Source organism: Fundidesulfovibrio soli (assembly GCF_022808695.1).
Lineage (GTDB): Bacteria > Desulfobacterota > Desulfovibrionia > Desulfovibrionales > Desulfovibrionaceae > Fundidesulfovibrio > Fundidesulfovibrio soli.
This window is the reverse complement of record NZ_JAKZKW010000002.1, coordinates 49,790-68,878: the sequence shown is the minus strand read 5'-3', so window position 1 is coordinate 68,878 and position 19,089 is coordinate 49,790. Positions and strand designations below refer to the sequence as shown.

The window sequence follows — 19,089 nt, the reverse complement described above, 5'->3', positions numbered from 1 at the left end:
GCGATGCTATGGGCGGAGCGGGCCTAGAAAGGCACGTCGTCCATGCCCGAGGCCTCCGAGGGGAAGGCGGGGCCGTGGTCGTCCTCGCGGGGTTGCTGCTGGGGGCGTCCGCCGCCCTGCTGCCTGGGGGGCTGTCCGCCGCCCTTGCGCTCGTTCCAGCCGCCCTCGCCGCCGGGAGCCGCCTCCACGCCACCGCCCTTGGAGTCCATGAACTGCACGGTGTGCCCGGGGCCGGAGACCACGATCTCGGTCATGTAGCGCTTCTGCCCCTGCTGGTCGTCCCAGCTGCGGGTGCGCAGGCTGCCCTCGATGAACACCAGGCGGCCCTTGCTCAGGTAGTTGGCGCAGGTCTCGGCGACCTTGCCGTACACCTTGACGCGGTGCCACTCGGTGCGCTCTTCCTTCTGGCCCTCGCGGTTCTTGAAGGACTCGTCCGTGGCCAGGGAGAACTCCGCCGCGGGCTGGCCCGAGGGCAGATAGGTGAGCTTCGGGTCCTGCCCGAGCCTGCCGATGAGAATGACCTTGTTGACGCTGCCGGCCATGCGGCACCTCCAGGTGATTGCTTGAGTGTCGTGCCGCCGGCGCCCGGGGGCGCGGCGGTCTTTATATTTTTCGCCTACAGCGTTCCGGCCCTGTCTTCCAGGGCGTCCAGGGCGTCCTCGATCTTCTGGGTGAGGGCCTGGGCCTCGTGGACGTTCCAGGTGCCCAGGGCGTCCTGCAGGCTGCGCACGAGGCCGCTCACGGCCTCAAGGCCGGGGGTGAGCCCCTTGCGGATGGCCGGGGAGAGCTCCCCCGCCGCCATGCGCGCGTGCAGGGTGTCCACCAGTTCGAGCACGCCCTGCCTGGCCGGGGCGTAGTCGTTGCCGGGGGGGTAGGCCATGTCCCACAAGGTGGGCCAGGCCCGCTCCACGGCGGCGATGTCCAGGGTCGAAACGCTCACGCGCACCTGCAGCAGCTTGCTCATCACCCGTCCTCCTCAAGAGAGGTGTCATAGCGGTAAGTACGCCACATGCAACGCCGACCGGCCGTGGAAAAAAGCCTCCGGCGGCCAAAGGGTCTTCGACCCTCTGGACTCCCACCCGGCTTCGCGTCCGGCCCGGGAGCCCTTGAGCCGCACCGAGCACCATCCGTAGCGCTATTCGCGCTCCTCCCAGTCCGACTGCACCCGGTTCACAACGTCGCGGATCATGTCCATCTGGTTCTCCGGGCAGACGCTGACCAGGGGCTGGCCCGCGTCCACGTTCTGGTCGTAGGAGAAGTACACGGCGTAGAGTATGCCCTCGGGCCCGTTATAGGCCAGAGGCTTTTCGCGCTTCATGCGCGAAACGATGAAGAGGTCCATGCCGTCCTTGACCTTGATGGACTGGCAGCCCGAAACCTTGACCTTCTTGTCCACCTCGGGGGCGAAGAGGTACTTGGCCCGCTCCGGCGCGGGGAACAGGAAGAGCACCTTCTTCAGGATGGCCTGGGTGACCTCCTCCTTGGTGAAGAAGTGGCGCAGCACCATGAGCGGGGTTCCGGCCTCCACGAAGGTGCCGTCCAGCTGGGTGTTCACGCTCTGCACCTCGCCCTTGCGGGTGCAGGTGATGGGCCTGGGGTTGCGCTCGCGCTCCAGGGTGGCCAACAGGGTGCCGGGCTTCTCTCTCCAGGTGCCGGAGGGGGCGTAGACCTTGGTCCCCTCACCCGCCACCTTGAACTGCACCTTGCCCGCGTGGGGGGCCAGGATGGCGACTTCCTCGTACGGCGAGGCCTTGATTTCCTCGAGGATGGCTTTCACGTCCTGCACGGATGACCCCCTAGCGGTAGTACAGGTTGCGGCCGCCGATGGTCTGGAAGGCCTGCACCAGGTTGTTTCTGATCTCGCGGCGGTCCCAGATGCCCTGGATGTGGCCGCGCGCCAAGGCGTTGTAGGCCTTGTGGTAGTCGGGCGCGATGTCGATGCCGGTGGTCTCCTTGATGACGCCGGGGCCGGCGAAGCCGATGTTGGCCGAGCGCACCGAGAACTGGTAGGGCGAACAGCCCAGGAAGCTGGCCACCGGGCCCGCGTAGGAGTTGGTGTCGTAGAGCACTGTGTAGAGCCCGCCCGCCTCGATGTAGCGGCGCACGGCCATGGTGGCCCTGGGCATCTGGATGACGCCGTTGGTGCCCTCCTGGATGCGGATGCCCGCCGTGCCGTGCACGTAGGCCAGGAAGGGGTAGTGCTTCTTGCGGGCGCGCGACAGGGCCCGGATGAACTTCTCGCCCTCGGCCGCGCCCACGGTGCCGCCGCGGAAAGGGGCCACCAGCACGCCGATGACGATCTTGATGCCGTCGATGGAGGCCTCGTAGGTCAGGCAGGAACTCTTGATCTTGTTCTTGCTCTTGGCTTCCTCGATCTTCTGGTCGAAGCCGGGGTAGTCCAGCGGGTTGCCCGCCTCGACATCCTGGCCGAACTCGACGGTGGAGTCCTTGTCCAGCACGTTGTGCAGGAACCACTGGTACTCCATGGGGAAGTGGTGGCCGCAGTACTGGCACACGCCCGCGAAGTCGCCGAAGAGGTCCGGGGCCCAGAGGTCCAGGCAGCCGTGGGTGGAGGAGTTGGGACAGGTGACGGCCTTGTCCTCCCGGGCCTTGGGGCTCACGTAGCCCTCGTCCCAGTCGGCGGTGAGGCAGATGCCCTCCTCGGCGCAGGAGAGCTCGGTGAGCTTCTGGATGGTCTGGGTGTCCACCTTGCGCGCGGAGCCGCTCTTGAAGGGCCGCAGCACCTTTTCGAGCACCACGCCCGCCTCGGCCCTGGTCTCCTCGACCAGGGTCTTGAGCTTCTCGCCGTAGGTGCGCAGGAACTCGTAGCGCAGGTAGGAGTAGGTGGACCAGGAGACCTGCTGCAGGCTGTCGGCAAGGCGGCGCGAGGCCGGGGTCTTGTCGCGCATGGCGTCCTTGGCCATGTTGCGGAACTTGCTGTAGCGCTTCCAGACCAGGCGGTCCGCCGCGCCCTCGTCCAGCACCCAGCGCACGAACATGGACTCGGGGTCGGCCACGGTGTCCTGCTTGCGGCGCTTGAGCGCCATGCCGCGGATCAGGCCCAGGCCCTTGACGCCCAGGAAGGCCTCGTCCGTGGCCATGATCATCTCCTGGCGCAGGCGCTTGAAGAAATCGTAATGGTAGGGGCGCGCGCCCAGGGGCGGCTCGTGCACCACGCGGTCGATGTAGCCCATGCGCAGGTTGTCGGCCGCGGTGATCTTCAGGCGCTCGGCGCACTCCTCGATCATGCTCACCGGGGCGCGCTGACCCTGGCGGATGCCGGACTCGATGGCCGCCGCGCCTTCGGGAGAAATGACGGAGTAGTAGCCGTGGGAGAGCATCAGCCTGGTGTCCGCCAGGGCGATGGCCTCGGCGCCGCCGGAGCCGCCCTCGGAGAAGCAGGCGATCACGGGCACGCGCAGGGCCGACATCTCGTAGAGGTTGCGGGCGATCTGCTGGGCCGCGCCGGGGTAGTCCTCCACGGGGAAGGCGCCGGGGGTGAACACGTAGGTGTGGATGGGGATGTTCTCCGTCTCCGCGACCTTCATGTACTGCAGGGCCTTGGCGTTGCCCCAGGGCTTCACGGAGCCGCCGTTGCGGAACTCCTGCCCGTGGCCCTTCTCCTGCCCGATGACCATCACGGGCTGGTTGTGCACCTTGTCGCCGATGCGGCGGGTGACGTAGGCCCTGGCGATGACCATGGAGGGGTCGATGGAGTATTCGTCCTGCCCGCCGATCTCGGTGTAGTTGTCGTAGACGAACTCGAGAATGTCCTTGAGGGTGATGCGCTGCGGATGCCGCACGATGCGCACCTTGTCCATGGGGACCAGCTCGGCGTCGAGCTTCTTCTCCACGAAATCGAAGAGGTCCTGGAGCTGGGCGAGCAGCTTGACCTTCTGGGGCATGGCCTCGGCCTGCTCCCTGGCGCGGAACTCGGCGAGCTTCTCGGCGAGCAGTCCCACGTCCCCGGGCTGGCGGGAGCCGAAGATGTCCTGGATGTACTGGAGCCTGTCGGCCAGCTCCTGAGTGCTTTTTTCGATATCCATAGGGTTGGTTGGCTTCGTGTGTTGGCGTTGTTTAGAACACCAGGATGTCCGACGTCTTCTCCCGCAGGAAGGCGATGTTGGACTTCATGGGGTTGCCTTCCTGGTCCTGGCCTTCGAGCACCAGCCGGTCCAGGAACTCGACACCGCGGGACTTGGCCTCGGCCAGGTCCTTGCCCCAGATGATGGCCAGGGCGAGGTTGGGGTCGAACTCGGTGGGGATCACGTAGGGCTTGTCCTGCGGGATCTGGGAATGCATGGAGAGCCAGGGGGCCTGGGGCGGGTTGAAACGGTCGATGCGTCCGACCCAGGGGGTGAAGCGGTTGGCGGGGTCCTCGGCGATGATGCGGTACTCGATGCCGATGCCCTCGAAGGTGATGTCCTGCTGGGTGAAGCCCATGGGGTCGCCCAGGCCCATGCGGATCTGCTCCTTGATGATGTCCACCCCGGGCTGGCCCTTGAGGCGCGAGATGGCGGCGGAAACGCCGTTCTCCACCTGGATGCGGGTGTTGACCTCCATCAGGAAGGGCTGGCCCGCCGGGGTGACGATCCACTCCCAGGTGCCCACGTTGTCGTAACCGACCTCCTTGGCGATGGCCAGGGAGTGGTTTGTGATGTCGTCCAGCACCTTGCCGGCGTCGAAGCTGTATTTGATCTGGTCCGGCGCGAAGCCGGGGGCGATCTCAACGCGCTTCTGGCGTCCGGTGGACTGGATGGTGCAGTTGCGGGTGCCGAAGTGGGCTATGGAGCCGTGGCGGTCGGCCGCGATCTGCACTTCGAGGTGGTTGAAGTCCAGGATGCGCTGCTCGATGAGCACGCCCTCGTCGTGGAACTGGCGCTTGGAGTAGTTGCGGATGCGCCGGTACACGGTCTTGAAGTGGTCCAGGTTGTGGACCTCCTCGATGCCCATGCCGCCGCCGCCCGCAGAGGCCTTGACCAGCACGCGGGCCAGGTCGATGCCCTGCTCGGCCTGGAAGCGGAACAGGGAGTCCGCGATCTCCTCGGCCTCGAGCTCGTCGTAGACGGGCCTGTCGGACCCGGGCACCGTGGGCACTCCCAGGGAGCGCGCCAGCCGCTTGGTGTTGATCTTGTCGCCCAGGGTGCGGATCACGCGCCAGCTGGGTCCGATCCAGATCATGGGGCGGGTGCGCTCGCACACCCGGCGGGCGAAGCGGTAGTCCTCAGCGAAATAGCCGTAGCCCGGATGCACGGCGGTGGCCCCGGCGTGGTCGGCCACGGCCATGATCTCGTTGGCGTCGTGGTAGGAGCTGATGCGGAAGGCCTGGCCGCCAAGCTCCCTGGCCAATGAGAGGTGGCCCGAGGCTTCGTCCTCGGCGGTGTAGACGCAAACAAAATCCAGGCCCAGCTTGCAGCAGGCCTGGATGATGCGCATGGCGATCTCGCCCCGGTTCGCAACCAGTACTTTATGTCGCGTGCTCGTCGTCAATGTGGCACCCACGGTTTTTGCTTTGAGTGATTTGATACTTCTGGACCTCAAGCACCAGCTTGTCCAGCTTCTGCTCCTGGATCAAGGTGAGGTCCGTGAATGTGAGCCCGGCCAGCTCGCCATTGCGCCTGGCCACCCGGGCCGCAAGGCCGGAAATCAGTTTGCGCCCCTTGCACACGAGGTCAAGCTCACGCTCGTCGCCGGGCTGGAGCAGGCTCCGCGGGTCCGCCAGGGAGATTCCGCCCGCGCTGACGTCCCCCACGTGGTACGGCTCGGGCATCCCGGCCGCCAGCGCGACGAGGCCGGGCATACTGGCCCTGAAGGCCTTGCGGTGCTCGTTGGCGTCGCCCTCGTAGCTGAATTCCAGTTCGTTCATCCCTCAACCTGCACTTCCAGGACGAAATCCAGGCGTCTGTTGCGAGCCCGGTTGGCGTCGCTCGTATTGGGGAAAAGAGGTTCTAAATCAGCTAACCCGGTGGATGTCAACCGTGTCGGGGGCACCCCCTGGGAGAGCAGGAAGCGCAAGGCAGTCACGGCCTCGAGGGAGGACACCTCCCAGTTGTTTCGGAACCTGGACTGGGGCGGCGGGGGCACGTCGTCGGTAAAGCCCTTGATATGCACGCGCTGGTCCGGGTGGCGGGCCAGGAAATCCTTGATGGCCGTCACGCGCTGGCGGCCCAGGTCCGTGAGCTGGCCCGGGTCCCCGGGGGCGAACATGCCGTCGGTGGGCACCGAGATGATTGCGCGGGCGCCATCGAGGTTGGTGCGCATGGAGGTTTCGCCGCGCCCCTTGAGGAAGGCCGTGAGGTCCTCGTAGACTTGGCGTTCCCGCTTGATGAGCTGCTCGCGGAGGTTCACCTGCTCCAGGGCCTTCTCCGTGATGGCGTCGCTCGGTTTGGAGAGGGGCCGCATGGACGTGGTGCCGCCCTTGAGCTGTTTGCGCACGCTCTCGAGGGTCTCGGTCACGCCCTCCGGCTTGAGCGAGGCCAGGGAGAACAGAAAGATGAAGAAGGCCATGAGCAGCATGGAGAGGTCGGCCAGGGTGATGACCCAGACCTGCGGCAGCGAGGTGTCCTCCTGCTCATCATCGAAGAGTCCGTTCTCATCCGCCATAGGTCCTCTCCTTGGGAGGAACGAAGGAGGAGAGCTTGTCCCGCACGAGCACGGGGTTGTTGTTCTGGAGGATGCAGCGCGCGCCCTCGAAGATGATCTCCAGGTTGAGCAGCTCCTGCTGGGTGCGCGCCCTGAGCTTTCCGGCCACGGGCAGGAACACCAGGTTGGCCAGCAGGGCGCCGTAGAAGGTGGTGAGCAGGGCCACGGCCATGGCCGGGCCGAGGGTCTTGGGGTTCTCCAGGCGCGCCAGCATCTGCACCAGGCCGATGAGCGTGCCGATGAGACCGAATGCCGGGGAGAATGTGCCCAGGGACCTGAAGACCGTCTCGCCGATCTGATGGCGGCGCCTGAGGGAGTGGATCTCGATGCGCAGCGTGTCCTGGATGAGCTGCGGCCCGGCGTTGTCCGCGATGAGCTTGCAGGCCTTTTTGAGGACCATGTTGTCCGTGCGGATCTTCTCCAGGGCCAGGAGGCCCTCCCGGCGGGAGATGTCCGCGATGCGCACCATGACGTTCACCACCTCCTGGGCGGTGACCTTGCGCGAGGCGAATATCTTGAAGCCTGCCTTGAAGGCCTGTACTACTTCCTCAAGAGGATGGCTGACGCAGATGGCGGCCAGCGTGCCACCCACCACGATCATCACGGCGGGTGGGTCCATGAACTGGAGCAGGGAGCCGCCCATAAAGATGGCCCCGAGCACCAACCCCATGCCGGTGGTCAACCCGAGCAGGGTCGCTATGTCCATCGCTACAACTCTCCTCGTCAAACTACCCGGAGAAGGCGCGCCCAATGCAGGACAGAATTTCAGTGGAGAAGGCAGTGAAGCACCTTGCCGGAGCGCTGCCCCCGGGCTTCAGGCCCGAGGCCGCCGTCATCCTCGGCACGGGCCTGGGCGACGTGGCGGAAGGCCTTACCCCCGTGCTCTCGGCGGACTACCGCGAGATACCCGGCTTTCCCGAATCAACGGTGCCGGGCCACGCCGGACGCCTGCTGGCGGGCGCGCTCAGGGGCAGGCCCGTGCTGGTGTGGCAGGGGCGCTTTCATTTGTATGAAGGGTACACACCGGGCCAGGTCTGCATGGGGGTGCGCGTCTCCGCCCTGCTGGGCGTGCGCACGCTGATCATCACCAACGCGGCCGGGGCGCTCGACCCCAAGTACAACGCAGGAGGATTACTGGCCATTGTGGACCATGTCAATCTGACGGGGCGCAGCCCGCTCACCGGTCCCAACGAGGACTCCTGGGGGCCCAGATTCCCGGACATGAGCCGGGTCTACAGCCCCCGCCTGCTGCGGATCGCCCAGGACCGCGCCATGAACCTGGGGCTGCGCCTGGAGCTCGGGGTCTACGCGGGCGTGGCCGGGCCGCAGCTTGAGACCCCGGCCGAAACCCGCTTCCTGCGGGCCATCGGCGCGGACGCGGTGGGCATGTCCACGGTGATGGAAGCCATCGCGGCGAGGCACATGGGCCTGGAGGTGCTTGGCCTCTCCTGCCTGGTGAACAAGAACCTGCCCGACTGCATGGCCGAGGTGAGCATCGAGGAGGTGCTGGCCGTGGCGCAGAGTTCAGGTAAGGACCTGAGCCTCCTTCTAGCCGACATTGTGGAGAAGCTCGATGGGTAGGCTCACTTGCACCGCCGCGCTGCTGGCGTTCGTGGCCGTGCTGACGTTGTGCCCCCCCGGCTGGGCCGCCAGGGGCGCGTTCACCGGCGGCAGGGAGCTGGAGGCGGAAATCCGCAAGAACATGACCCGCCACGGCGTCAAGGGTCTCACCATCGCCCTGGTGGACGACCAGCACGCCCTCTGGGCGCAGGCCTTCGGCCTGGCCGACGAGGCCAGGGGCGTCCCGGCGACGCTGGACACCATCTTCCGGGTGGGCTCCATCTCCAAAGCGGTCAGCTCCGTTCACGTGATGCAACTGGCCGAATCAGGGCTGGTGGACATCGACGCCGACATCAAGACCTACGTCCCCGAATTCTCCATCCGCAGCCGCTTCGGGCCGGACACGCTTATCACCCCGCGGATGCTCATGTCCCACCATTCGGGCCTGCCCACGGACGTGGTGGCGGGCATGTGGTCCGACCATCCGCAGTCCCTGGCGGCCTACATCCCCACACTCGCGCAGGAGAGCATGGCCGCCCCCCCGGGCAAGCTCTGGCGCTACTCCAACGTGGGATTCAGCCTGCTTGGGCGCATGGTGGAGAAGGTGCAGGCCCAGAGCTTCGACCAGTCCGTGCGCTGGAGCCTGCTGGAGCCCCTGGGCATGACCAGCTCCAGCTATGTAATGACCCCGGAGCTGGCCCCGCGCTACTCGCAAGGCTACTCCGGCGGCAAGGAGACGCCCCGCCCCGCCCTGCGGGACCTGCCCGCCGGGTCGCTCTACTCCACCGCGACGGACATGGCCGCCTTCATCCAGGCCATGCTGGCCGGAGGGGGCGACGTCCTCTCCCACCGGTATTTCCGCCAGATGGTCACGCCCCAGTTTCCCGGCCTGCCCCTGGATTTCGAGTTCCAGATGGGGCTTGGCTTCATGCTATCCGGGCTGAACCTCTCCGACGGAAGCCGGCTGATCTGGCACGCGGGCACGGCCCTGCCCTTCCAGGCCTTCATGGCCATGGAGCCCAACCGCAAGCTCGGGGTGGTGGTGCTGGCCAACTCGCAGGAGGCCGCGCATTTCATCTCCGACATGGCGTTGAAGGCCCTGGAGCTGGCCGTGGCCTCGCGCCCGGGCCCCGCCGCCCGCCCCGTGCCCGGGAGCCGCGTGTTCAGGCCCGAGGCCTTCCGGCCGGAGAAGCTCACCCCGGAGGAGCTGGCCACCTATGCAGGCGACTATGCCGGAGAGGGCGGCCTGCTGAGCACCATCCGGCTGGTGGACGGCGTGCTCAAGGCCAGCGTGGAAGGACGGGACGTGGAGCTCACCCCGGCCAGGGGCGGCCTGTTGCGGCTTCAGCCGGAAAAGAGCCTGCTGCCCCAGCTGCCCAAGGCCGGGCAAGAGGAGTATCTGGAGCACGTGCACCCCGACGGGCAGGACGTGCTGGTGCTCAGGGGCAGGGCCAGGCCCGTGCCTCTGGTGAAGCTCGAGAACAAGTCCATCCCCGAGGCCTGGACGGCCCGGCAGGGTGTCTACGCCGCCTCGGGCGAATGCGCCGGGCTGTGCTACAAGGCATTGGCCCTGACCGTGCGCGACGGCCAGCTCATGGCGGTGATCGGCGTGTCGCTTCCCGGGGAAGATGCGCCGTCAATCCCGGCCGTATCCCCGCTCGTCGTGCTGGGGGACGACCAGGCAGTGGTGGCGGGCCTGGGCATCGGCTCGGGCGCGACGCTCCGGGCCGTTGAGGACGGGCTGTACTACTCCGGCTACCACTTCAAACGCATGCCCTGAGCCTCCCGGGAAGGCGGGGCTGCGGAGGCGGGCGCTCCGCCCTAGTCTCTCAGGCCGATGACTCCCCGCCTGCCCAGCTCGCGCAGGAACCCCGCCACGGCCAGCTCGGCCTCGCGCCCGGGCAGGCTGTAATGCTCCGCCAGACGCGCGGCCATATCCCGCACGGAGTTGCGGCCGTCGATCAGCTCCCAGCAGAAGGTGCCCAGCTCGTCCAGCTCCAGCTTGCGCTCCAGAGGCTTGCCGTCCCACATGCCCAGCCGCCGGGCCATGCCCGCGAACCACGGCTTGTAGGCGCTCAGATAGATCAGCCGCGCGAACCCCTGCTCCGTGCGCTCCTCGCGCACCAGGCGGTTGCGCGCGGGGCGCATGTCCAGGTTGCGCCGCCTCTCTTCCGCACCTTCCGGGGCGGGGGCTGGCTCAACCGGCTTAGCGGGGCGGCGTTTGAACCACATAGCGTGCGCAGACCTCCTTGAAGAATTGCGGGGAAAGCTCCCCCGTGTGCACGGCCAGCACGGCCAGGATCCTGGACTCGTCCCCGAGCCAGACCGCCGCCCGCAGCAGGCGCAGGGCGGGCAGCCAGCGCGCGGCCAGGCGTCGGGCCGCGCCCGCCTGGACCTCCGCCGGGGGATGGAGCGCCGCCGCGAAGTCCGGCCCTTGGAGCCGCCCCGGGACGAATACCCTTGCCTTGCCCCGCCTGTCCGGGAACACCTTCCCGGCCCAGGCCTCCAGGCTGGTGCCGCGCAGGATGGCCTGCGCCGGGGCGAAGCGGTGGTATTCCAGGCTGCTGCGCCCGGCCCGGAAGAGAAACCTGAAATGGCCCAGCTGGACGCTGCATTCCGCCAGGGTGAAGCCCGGCGGGGCCTGCGCCGAAACGTCGTAGAGGCGCAGCAGGCCGGGGTCCGACGCGCGCAGGGTGCGGGCGCAGCCCAGCCAGGGCTCAGCGCTTTCGGCAGGATGTGCATGAGGCACGGCCAGCACGGCCAGGTCCGCGCCCCCAGCTCCTTGGAGTCCGGGGAGCACACACAACACGGCCTCGCCCCCGTCCGGCCCGAGGCAGGCCAGCACGGCCCCACCCGGGGCCAGAACTTCACCGAGCTTTGCCGCCATCGGCCCAGGAGCGTCGTCCGGTGCGAAGCGGTATTTGCGCTTGAGCCTGCCCAGCACACCGGCCGGTGCCGACCCGGGCTTCACGCGCTGCCAGCGCAAGGTCAGTCGCGGGCCGTCCGCGTCGTCCAGGCGCAGGTACCCCTTGCCCAGGGCGGCTGGCTCCCACCCGGCGGGGGCCTCTAGGCCCAGCCCGTCCCAGAAGATGGGGTGCGCCCCGCTCACAGCAGGACCACGTTGGTCACGTCCGGGGGGCAATCCACACGGATGGGGAGCCCGGCGAAGCCCAGCCCGGCGGAGAGCACGATCCTGCGGCCGTCCACCTCGCTCAGGCCCGGGCCGAGACGCCTGTCCGCCTGGTTGACCAGCGGCCCCATGAGGGGCAGGCGGATCTGGCCCCCGTGGGTGTGCCCCACGAGGCTCAGCCAGGGCAGCCTGGCGGTGGGCAGCTCCATGACGCTCTGCGGGTTGTGGGCCAGCAGCAGGGTGGAGTCCGGGTCCGCCCCGTCCAGGCAGGCCATGCGCCTGTCGCGCTCCCAGTAGTCGCGCGCGCCGCAGAGCTGGAAGCGCCCCCAGGGGCCGGACAGCTCCACGCGGCTGTCACGCAGGGGGATGACTCCGTTGCGCCGGTGGAAGGCGCAGACGGCCTCGGGGTCGATGTAGCAGTCATGGTTGCCGAGCACCGCGAACACCGGGGCGACGGCTGCCAGGGCCTTGAAGAAGGGCGACGTCTGGGCGGCCGTTTCCAGGTGGTATTCCACCAGGTCGCCCCCGAAGAGGATCACGTCCGGCCCGAAGCCGCGCACCAGGGCCAGGGCCTGCTCCAGGTTTGAGTCAGGCAGGAAGAACCCGGCGTGCAGGTCGGTGATCAGGCTCAGGCGCAGCGGTTTGCCCGGCGTTGCCTTGGGGCTTCGCGTCAGCTCGATGCGCCGTTCGATCACCCCTGGAGAGGACTCGCCCTCCCCCCCGCGCAGCACGGGGACCACGGCCAGCGACCCAGCCGCGGCCACGGTGCCCCAGGCCAGGAAGCGACGCCTGGAGCCGTCGTGCGCCGCGCCGCCGGCGGGGCGGCCCCCGCGCATCACGGCCAGGGCCAGGAGCACGTCCAGCACGGCCAGCGCCGCAAGCAGGCTGAGATAGAAAAACAGACGACTGATAACGTCCTGGACCCCGAGCGCCACTGCGACGAGAGCAGCCAACGGCAAGCCGCAGTACAGCCGGACGAAAAGGCGATGCCGGTCGCGCCCCAGCCTGCCCCGGCAGCGCCACATGAGCACCGGGCCCGCCAGGACGATCGCCGGAACGAGGGGGAAGGCCAGCAGCAGCAGCGGATGCGCGCCGTGGAATCCGAGAATGGTCATGGTGTCCTCAAAAATGATCCCCCGCTGATAGACGGACTTGCCCCTGCCTGTCCATCACGTTACCATGCGCCCAAAATAACAAATTACCGTCCTTCTTCTGGCGGCGAGATGAAAACACTCGATTTTAAACGCCTGCGCCTCTCCATCATCGTGTTCACGGTGGGTTTTTCACTGTTGCCGCTGCTGGTGCTGGGCATCGGGATCAAGCAACGCTTCTCCAGCGCCTACCAGGACGCCCTGCGAGGCAACCTGCGCACCCTGGTGGAGAGCAAGCGCAACGCAATCGACCTCTTCCTCAACGAGCGGTTGAGCCAGGTGACGACCCTGGCCAGCGCCCTCAGCTTTGAGGAATCCTCCGATCAGCCCGCGCTGGAGCGCATCTTCGCGCTCATGCAGAGCTCCACGCGCTACTACATCGACATCGGCGTCATCGGCATGGACGGCTACCACATGGCCTACGCCGGGCCCTACAACCTGGAGGGCCTGAACTACAAGAACGAGGAGTGGTTCGCCAAGGTCACGTCCAAGGGCGTCTACATCTCGGACGTGTTCCTTGGTTTCCGCAAGGTGCCCCACATCATCATCGCGGTGCTGCGCCGGGAGGGCAACCGATCCTGGATCGTGCGGGCCACCATCGACTCCGACATCTTCGAATCCTTCGTGAAGCGCGTGCAGATGGGCCGCAAGGGCGACGCCTTCCTGCTCAACGACAAGCAGGTGCTCCAAACCAACCCCCGCTTCGGCGGCCACGCCATGGAGGACATGGAGCTGCCCTTCCGCGTGGAGGGCCGCTTCCAGGGCGTGCGCGTGCAGGAGCTCACGGTGAGCCACCGCTCCTATCTGTATGGCTGGACGTGGCTCGAAAACAAGGACTGGATGCTGGTCATCCGCGAAGACCCCGAGGACGAACTGCGTCCCCTGTTCGAAGCCGAATACCTCGTCTGGCTGCTGCTGGCCGGGGGCGTGGCCGTGATCATCGCCGGCACCGTCATCGTCACAAATTCCATGGTGCGCAGGCTGGAGAAGGCCGAGCGCGAGAAGGCCGAGCTGGACGCCAACCTCACCCAGTCCGGCAAGATGGCCGCCCTGGGCAAGATGGCGGCGGGCGTGGCCCACGAGATCAACAACCCCCTGGCCATCATCCGCGAGCAGGCCGGCTGGATCAAGGACCTGCTTGAAGAGGACGAGGTCAAGGCCGTGCCCCAATTCAAGGAAATCTACGACTCCGTGCACCGCATCGAGCACCACGTGGAGCGCGCCAAGACCGTGACCCACCGCATGCTCGGGTTCGCGCGCAGGATGGAGCCATCCCTGCACGAGGTGGATTTCAACAAGCTCCTGGGCGAGACAGTGCAGTTCCTCAAGACCGAAGCCCTGCTGCGCAACATCGACGTGCGCCTGACCCTCGGGGAGAACCTGCCCCCCACCAAGTCGGACCCGACGCAACTGCAGCAGGTGTTCCTGAATCTCATCGACAACGCCATCGACGCCATCGGCAAGAACGGGCAGATCACCCTGACCACCCGCTACCACGCCGACAAGAACGAACTCGCGGCCGTATTCACCGACACGGGCTGCGGCATTTCACCGGAAACGCTGGACAAGATCTTCGACCCCTTCTTCACGACCAAGAAGCCCGGCGAAGGCACCGGGCTCGGCCTGGCCATAGCCTTCGGGATCATCGAAAAGCTGGGCGGGCGCATCACCGTGACGAGCACGCTGGGGAAGGGGACCACCTTCACTGTCTACGTCCCGGCGGTCTGACGAAGGAGGCGGCATGGATCAGGCGCGGATACTGGTGGTCGATGACGAGCGGGACTACAACGAGACCATCGTCAAGCGGCTGCGGCGCAGGGGCTTCGAGGCGGAGACGGCCCTCTCCGGCCCGGAGGCCCTGGAGCTGCTGTCAGCCAAGAGCTTCGACGTGGCCCTGCTGGACATCATGATGCCCGGCATGGACGGGATCGAGGTGCTGCGCGAGCTCAAGAAGCGCACCCCCGAGGTGGAGGTCATCCTGCTCACAGGGCACGCCTCCGTGGAGTCGGGCGTACTGGGGATGTCCATCGGGGCAAACTCCTACCTGCTCAAGCCCGTGGACTTCGACGAGCTGCTGGCCGCCATCGGCCAGGCCTACGAACGAAAGCGCTTGAGCGGAAGCGGGTCCTAGCCTTCAGCCCGGCGGACTCCTCCCCCATCCCCGGCGCGAGCGGAATACACATGCCGAACACGGGAATCCACAGGGCGCCGCCCTTCGGCCAACGCACGCCCCTCCCGCCCCGCGCGCGGCACGCCGCCGGGACCGTCCGCGTTCGCCCTCCCCGCCCTTCCTCCCGGCCACTCCCGGAAACGCCATGACCCCGCTGCGACAACTCGCCTCCAGCCAGGGCGTCCAGGGCGCGGCGGCCCTCCTGCTCATCCTGCTGACGGCAGTCGCGCCGCCGCCGTGGTCCCTGCTGCCGGGAGCGGGGGCCTGCCTGCTCGCCTGGCGGCTGCTCAGGCGCTCGCAGGAGTGCGTGGAGCGCCTCGAATCGCAGAAGTGCGCCCTGGACGAGCAGCTCCTGCAATCCCAGAAGCTGGCGGCCATCGGCGAGATCGCCTCGGGCATAGCCCACGAGATCAACAACCCCCTGGCCGTCATCACCCAGGAGGCCGAATGGATGGGGCACTTGCTCGCCCAGCCGGAGCCCGACGCGGCCGAGTTGCGCCAGAGCCTGGCCGGGGTGCAGTCCCAGGTGCGCCGCTGCGCGGACATCACCCACAACCTGCTGGGGCTGGCCCGCAACTGGAAGCCCGTTCGCCAGCCCGCGGACCTCAGCCGCCTCGTGGAGGACATGCTGCGCCTCGTGGAACGCGAGGCCTCGCCCCGCAACATCACCTTGCGCCGCGAGTTCGAGCCGGGCATGCCCCCCGTCCCGGTGGACCCTCCCCTGCTGCGCCAGGCGGTGCTCAATCTGCTGGTCAACGCCTTGCAGGCCGTAAGCCCGGGCGGCAGCGTGACCGCCTCGACGGGCCTCCACCCCGATGGGCGGCCCTACATCCGCGTGGCCGACACCGGCCCCGGCATCCCGGCCGAGCACCTCTCCCGGGTGTTCGACCCCTTCTTCACCACCAAGGCGCCCGGCAAGGGCACCGGCCTTGGCCTGGCCATCACCCAGCGCATCGTGGACCGGCTCGGCGGCTTGATAACCGCCGCCAACCAGCCCGGGTCCGGCGCGGTCTTCACCATCACACTCGCCGGCGCGCCCGGCACGGAGCCCAGCAATGAAAAGCCCCATCCGCCTGCTCATAGTTGACGACGAGGAGCGCTTCGTCTCCACCCTGGCCCGGCTGCTCTCCATGCGCCAGATGGAGGTGACCACGGCCTTCAGCGGGGAACAGGCCCTGGAGTCCTTCGCCCCTGGAGCCTTCGACGTGGCCCTGGTGGATGTGAAGATGCCGGGGATGTCCGGCGTGGAGCTGCTGGCCGAGCTCAAGAAACGCGACCCGAACCTGGAGGTCATCGTGCTCACCGGGCACGCCTCCGTGGACATCGCGGCGGAGATCATGGGCAAGGGCGGCTCTGACTATCTGCTCAAACCCTGCCCCACGGACGACGTGGCCGCCAAGATCCTCTCCGCCGTGGAGCGGAGGGCCGCCAAGGGGCTGTAGCCCCGCGCTCGGGGGCAAAGCTATAAAGGATTCCAAAGGGACGAAGTTCCTTTGGCGGGAGAGTCCAGAGAGGGCAGCGCCCTCTCTGGCCGCCGGAGGCATCCTGCCTGTCCTGGCTCCAGCCTTACCCTCCCCGGGGTCGAACCGTCCGCTGAATTTGAAGAACATCGGCCCGTTCGGCCCTGGAGAGGCCAAGGCTGGACCCGCAGCAGTTCACAGCGCCAGCACCGCGAAAAGGCGCGGGCGTGGAAAAGACAAGCCTCCGGCGGCCTAAGGGAGTTCCTCCCTTAGGAATCCCTTCCGGCTTCGCGTTGGCCGACGTTCAAGCGTCGCTTGATGGCAACGGGCAGGATGCCCCGAACACCGTGTCCCCGCGCAAGAAGCTCTCCACCATGGCGGGCACAGCGCTGTCGCTCGTCATGAGCATGTCCGTCTGGCGGGTGAACTGCAGCAGCCGGCCGATCTGCACCAGCTTCTCCTCGATGACGTCGGGCGTATACTTCTGGAAACGCCCCTCCACCCGGTCTCCGGTCACGGCCACCTTGAAGCCCAGAGACTCCAGTATCAGGGCGATAGCCCTGGCGCGGCGCTCCCGGCGATCCTCCCCTGCGGCCCCGCCCTTGAAGGCGAAGGTGATGTAGTTCTTGGCCACGGTCTTGCCGCAGTAGCTGTCCAGCACGCCGTAGTGGTAGCCCACGCGAGAGCTGAAATTGAGGTACTTGTCCGAGATGATGGCGTAGCTTTTCTCGCCGAAACGCTCCGCGCCCTGATTCGCCCCGTCGATCATCTGCCGCCCCATCACGGACAGAAACCCGCGCAGCTGCACCGGCCTGGGGCCGCTTGCCACGAAATCCCTGTCGGCCAGGCCGTGCAGCAGGGCCTTGAAGGGCAATGAGATCACGTCGGCGCGCGTGATCGTGTCGGCGTCACCCACTTCATCTCGCAGGCCGCCGCCCAGATCGATGACGTGCAGGTCCAGCCCGATGCCCACGTCGAGGTGGACGGCCATGCCGCCCTCGCCCGAAGCCTGGTCACCCAGACGGAACATGGCCGCGTAGCAGCGTTCGTGCAGGAAGCGTGTGACGTCGTGCAGCGTGGTGCAATGCTGGGGCGTGAACTTTGGTGATTTGGGGTCCACCAGATGCAGCGGGGAGATGAGGGCGCTCACGCGTTTGAGCAGATCATGCACCGGGGTGCCCAGCATGGGGGCGGATACCCCCTGGTTCTGATCGAGCAGCGGCTCGACCCGCCCCATGTAGACACGGCGGTTCGTGGCGTCCACCGTGACCATCTCGCCAGGCTTCAGGGTGTCCATCGCGCCGCGCAGCCCAAGCACCGTCGGCACGCCGAACTCCCGCGCCAGCGAGGCCATATGCCCGGTCACGCTGCCATGCTCGGTTACTATGGCGCTGGCCTTGTTCATGGCCACCATGAATGAAGGTGAGGAGTGCCCGGCCACAAGCACCCCGTCCTGGGGAAACTCCGCCAGATCGTCCTCGCGCCGCACGATGTAGACCGGTCCGAATCCAGACCCGGGGCAGGCCGCATCCCCGCCTTCGGCCAGCACGGCATAGCCCTCCAGAGCCTTTCGTCGCGCCTGGGTTGCCCCGCCTTCGACTCCGGATGCGAGCGGCCTGGACTGAAGGATCAGCAGACGCCCGGCCTGGTCCTGGGCCCATTCCACATCCTGTGGTGAACCGAAATGCTCTTCGAGCTGCAGCCCCCATTCGGCCAGGGTCTTGACCTCAAGCTCAGACAGGCATGCTAGCGCCCTGCGGTCCTGCTCCACGACGGTTTCCACCAACCCGCCAGCAGGGCCGCACTCCAGCCTGACCTCCTGGCCTGGAATGTCCTGCGAGACGATCTCCAGGGTTTCCCGGCTTACGCTGAAACGGTTGGGGTTGACCACGCCGTCCACAGCGTACGGGCCCAAACCCCATACGGCGTTGATGAGGACATCCGTGTTGCCGGCATCGAAGGGATGGCGCGTGTAAAGCACCCCGCTGGCTCGGGAGCAAACCATCTCGAGACAGGCGACGGCCATGGATGCGGCTTCGTCCGGCACGCCCTTGAGCAGGCGATAGGCGATTGCCCGTGGGGTATACAAACTTGCGGCGACATAGCGGTAACTCTCCGCCACCTTGCCAGGCGCGACGCCGAGCACCGAGAGGTACTGCCCGGCGAAGCTCAAGGCCCCGTCCTCGCCCACGGCGCTGGAGCGAAGCGCGACCCTGAAATCTCCGTTGTCCCGCCCGGTCCGCCGGGCCAGGGCCGCGTGGCGTTCCAGGAGTTCTGTCTCGAAACCGTCAGGGTAAGGAGCCAGCAGGATCATGCGCTGGATATCCTCGCTGGCCAGTTGCAGTGAGGCAGGGTCGGCGGCGTCCAGCCCCATGGTGCGCTTGGCGATTTCGGCATCGAGGTCGGAGTGTTCGAGAAAAGCCCTGAAGGCAGAAGTGGTCACGCAAAAGCCGTCGGGCACCGGCATTTTTGCGCGATTGCGCGTTTCCGCGAGGTTTGCGCATTTACCGCCCACATACTCGCCACTCGCTGGCGCGATTTCGTCCAGATCGAGAAACCAGGGGCCTTGGGCGACGCCCCGGCCGGAGGCCAGAATATTCTTGAGCTCCTCACGGACGGCCTCGATCCTCTCCCGCAGGACGGGCAGCTTTTCGCCTGAGAGGTTTTCGTATCCACGGAGCATTCGCAGGCAATGAAATACCGCCTGGCTTGCAGAGGACTGAAGGAAGGACATGCCGAAGACCTCGCGCCCGGGCAGCATTTCCTCAAGGGAGGCGATGGTGCGCAGCACGTCGGAATTCGATTCGAGCAGTTCCTGGAAGTTGGCGTACTTGAACCTGAAGGCGTTCTGGTCTTTCCTGACCGGCTGGGGCTTGAGGCCGATAAGGGGGAGCAGCAACCTCTTGAGGTTAGCGAGAATCGGACTGTGCATCCGGTCCATGGTTCCTCCCTGTGGCAGCCGAATTCATGCGCAAT

18 protein-coding genes are annotated in these 19,089 nt (G+C 67.0%); 6 read left to right on the top strand and 12 right to left on the bottom strand.

Annotated features, from left to right (window positions below):
- Positions 1 to 23: 23 nt before the first annotated feature.
- From MLE18_RS04135 to MLE18_RS04100, 8 genes are all read right to left on the bottom strand, one after another.
- A complete protein-coding gene (locus MLE18_RS04135; protein WP_243367575.1) occupies positions 24 to 542 on the bottom strand; it encodes a single-stranded DNA-binding protein in 519 nt (172 codons plus the stop codon).
- Between the two features lie 74 nt (positions 543 to 616).
- Positions 617 to 964 (bottom strand): hypothetical protein, encoded by a 348-nt coding sequence (locus MLE18_RS04130; RefSeq protein WP_243367573.1) that lies wholly within the window; start codon positions 962 to 964, stop codon positions 617 to 619.
- Between the two features lie 171 nt (positions 965 to 1,135).
- A complete protein-coding gene (locus tag MLE18_RS04125) occupies positions 1,136 to 1,786 on the bottom strand; it encodes a biotin attachment protein (RefSeq protein ID WP_243367571.1) in 651 nt (216 codons plus the stop codon).
- 10 nt (positions 1,787 to 1,796) lie between these two features.
- Positions 1,797 to 4,046, bottom strand: a complete 2,250-nt coding sequence (locus MLE18_RS04120) for a carboxyl transferase domain-containing protein (protein WP_243367569.1) — start codon at positions 4,044 to 4,046, stop codon at positions 1,797 to 1,799.
- Between the two features lie 31 nt (positions 4,047 to 4,077).
- On the bottom strand, positions 4,078 to 5,436 hold the full coding sequence (locus MLE18_RS04115; protein WP_243367567.1) for an ATP-binding protein: 1,359 nt from the start codon (positions 5,434 to 5,436) through the stop codon (positions 4,078 to 4,080).
- Between the two features lie 31 nt (positions 5,437 to 5,467).
- Complete coding sequence (locus MLE18_RS04110) at positions 5,468 to 5,866, bottom strand: PilZ domain-containing protein (RefSeq protein WP_243367565.1); 399 nt, start codon at positions 5,864 to 5,866, stop codon at positions 5,468 to 5,470.
- Positions 5,863 to 6,603, bottom strand: a complete 741-nt coding sequence (locus MLE18_RS04105) for an OmpA/MotB family protein (RefSeq protein WP_243367563.1) — start codon at positions 6,601 to 6,603, stop codon at positions 5,863 to 5,865. Before MLE18_RS04105 ends, MLE18_RS04110 begins: the two co-directional genes overlap by 4 nt.
- Positions 6,593 to 7,348 carry a motility protein A gene (locus tag MLE18_RS04100; RefSeq protein WP_243367561.1) on the bottom strand — a complete coding sequence of 252 codons (756 nt, stop codon included), beginning with the start codon at positions 7,346 to 7,348 and terminating at the stop codon, positions 6,593 to 6,595. The genes MLE18_RS04105 and MLE18_RS04100 overlap by 11 nt, the downstream gene beginning before the upstream one ends.
- 44 nt (positions 7,349 to 7,392) lie before the next feature.
- On the opposite strand from MLE18_RS04100, the gene MLE18_RS04095 reads away from it, so the two are divergent.
- Positions 7,393 to 8,223 carry a purine-nucleoside phosphorylase gene (locus MLE18_RS04095; RefSeq protein WP_243367557.1) on the top strand — a complete coding sequence of 277 codons (831 nt, stop codon included), beginning with the start codon at positions 7,393 to 7,395 and terminating at the stop codon, positions 8,221 to 8,223.
- Positions 8,216 to 9,982 (top strand): serine hydrolase domain-containing protein, encoded by a 1,767-nt coding sequence (locus tag MLE18_RS04090; RefSeq protein ID WP_243367555.1) that lies wholly within the window; start codon positions 8,216 to 8,218, stop codon positions 9,980 to 9,982. Before MLE18_RS04095 ends, MLE18_RS04090 begins: the two co-directional genes overlap by 8 nt.
- Before the next feature lie 41 nt (positions 9,983 to 10,023).
- On the opposite strand, the gene MLE18_RS04085 is transcribed toward MLE18_RS04090, so the two are convergent.
- From MLE18_RS04085 to MLE18_RS04075, 3 genes are read right to left on the bottom strand one after another with little or no spacing between them, the layout of a single operon-like run.
- Positions 10,024 to 10,434, bottom strand: a complete 411-nt coding sequence (locus MLE18_RS04085) for a PqqD family protein (RefSeq protein WP_243367553.1) — start codon at positions 10,432 to 10,434, stop codon at positions 10,024 to 10,026.
- Positions 10,409 to 11,311, bottom strand: coding sequence for a hypothetical protein (locus MLE18_RS04080; RefSeq protein WP_243367551.1), 903 nt, complete (start codon positions 11,309 to 11,311; stop codon positions 10,409 to 10,411). The genes MLE18_RS04085 and MLE18_RS04080 overlap by 26 nt, the downstream gene beginning before the upstream one ends.
- Positions 11,308 to 12,447, bottom strand: coding sequence for a metallophosphoesterase (locus MLE18_RS04075; protein ID WP_243367549.1), 1,140 nt, complete (start codon positions 12,445 to 12,447; stop codon positions 11,308 to 11,310). The genes MLE18_RS04080 and MLE18_RS04075 overlap by 4 nt, the downstream gene beginning before the upstream one ends.
- A 108-nt stretch (positions 12,448 to 12,555) precedes the next feature.
- Here MLE18_RS04075 and MLE18_RS04070 point away from each other — a divergent pair, with 108 nt between their 5' ends.
- The 4 genes from MLE18_RS04070 to MLE18_RS04055 all read left to right on the top strand — a co-directional run bounded on the left by MLE18_RS04070 (position 12,556) and on the right by MLE18_RS04055 (position 16,095).
- Positions 12,556 to 14,211, top strand: a complete 1,656-nt coding sequence (locus MLE18_RS04070) for an ATP-binding protein (protein ID WP_243367547.1) — start codon at positions 12,556 to 12,558, stop codon at positions 14,209 to 14,211.
- 13 nt (positions 14,212 to 14,224) lie between these two features.
- A complete protein-coding gene (locus tag MLE18_RS04065; RefSeq protein WP_243367545.1) occupies positions 14,225 to 14,614 on the top strand; it encodes a response regulator in 390 nt (129 codons plus the stop codon).
- Positions 14,615 to 14,798: 184 nt separating this feature from the next.
- Complete coding sequence (locus MLE18_RS04060) at positions 14,799 to 15,740, top strand: sensor histidine kinase (RefSeq protein WP_243367543.1); 942 nt, start codon at positions 14,799 to 14,801, stop codon at positions 15,738 to 15,740.
- Positions 15,709 to 16,095, top strand: a complete 387-nt coding sequence (locus MLE18_RS04055; RefSeq protein ID WP_243367541.1) for a response regulator — start codon at positions 15,709 to 15,711, stop codon at positions 16,093 to 16,095. Before MLE18_RS04060 ends, MLE18_RS04055 begins: the two co-directional genes overlap by 32 nt.
- Positions 16,096 to 16,417: 322 nt before the next feature.
- Here MLE18_RS04055 and MLE18_RS04050 read toward each other — a convergent pair whose 3' ends face one another.
- A complete protein-coding gene (locus MLE18_RS04050; protein WP_243367540.1) occupies positions 16,418 to 19,054 on the bottom strand; it encodes a PEP/pyruvate-binding domain-containing protein in 2,637 nt (878 codons plus the stop codon).
- Positions 19,055 to 19,089 lie beyond the last annotated feature (35 nt).